This is a genomic window from Brevibacterium sp. S111 (genome assembly GCF_004745075.1).
In the GTDB taxonomy this organism is placed as follows: Bacteria; Actinomycetota; Actinomycetes; order Actinomycetales; family Brevibacteriaceae; genus Brevibacterium.
In genome coordinates, this window is record NZ_RHFH01000061.1 from 1 (window position 1) to 894 (window position 894).

Genomic DNA, 894 nt, shown 5'->3' on the forward strand with positions numbered 1-894 from the left:
CCAGTCCTTGATACCGAGGTCGAGGCGCTGATGCGACGGTTGAAGATGCCGTATGCGCGCAGTCTTGCCCCCGAGTTGTTGGCCACGGCGAAAGCGCAACGGTGGGAGCCGGTCGAGGTCGTGCGGGCATTGTTAGTCGAGGAATCTCGTGGCCGATCGGCGGCGATGTTAGCGACCCGGCGGAAGCAGGCCGGGTTTCCCACGGGCAAGACGTTCGAGTCCTGGGATGAGGAAGTGTCATCGATTCCTGTACCCACGCAGCAGGCGCTGTCGACGCTGGAGTGGGTGGGGCGGAAGGAGAACCTGGCCATCTGTGGGCCCGCGGGAACCGGCAAATCGTTCTTCCTGGAAGCGCTGGGACAGAAAGTCATCGACGGCGGTGGACGCGTGTCCTGGCTGAAGCTGGAAGATCTGGGCGGACTCGTTCGTGCTCATCGTCCTGATGACCAGGTGACGAAGACTGTTCAGCGGCTGTTGCGAGCCGATCTCGTGATCGTTGACGACATCGGGCTGCTGCCGGTCAGTGATGATGCTGCCGAAGGTCTGTATCGGCTTGTCGATGCTGCTTATGAGAAGAGATCCGTCGCGATTTCGTCGAATCTCCATCCTTCTGCTTTCGACCAGCTGATGCCCAAGACCGTGGCTACGGCGACGGTTGATCGGCTCCTTCATCATGCTCATTTGGTCCAGACCAGTGGGGAATCGATTCGACTCAGCCAGGCCGTTTCTGGGGCAGGGGTGGTTGCTTTGAGCTGATATCGACGGCCCCGGGTGGTCACGACTGGACACAACGAGTCGATGGGCAGAAATCGTGGCCACCAGCGGGCAGTTTTATTGGCCACCAGTGGGCAATTCTCGTGGCCGTCTATGGGCAGTTCCTACTGACCGTTGACA

At 60.2% G+C, this 894-nt stretch carries 1 protein-coding gene; it reads left to right on the forward strand.

Annotated elements, in window-relative coordinates:
* Positions 1–27 precede the first annotated feature (27 nt).
* A complete protein-coding gene (gene istB / locus EB836_RS18045) occupies positions 28–756 on the forward strand; it encodes an IS21-like element helper ATPase IstB (protein ID WP_276606441.1) in 729 nt (242 codons plus the stop codon).
* The last annotated feature ends 138 nt before the right edge of the window (positions 757–894 follow it).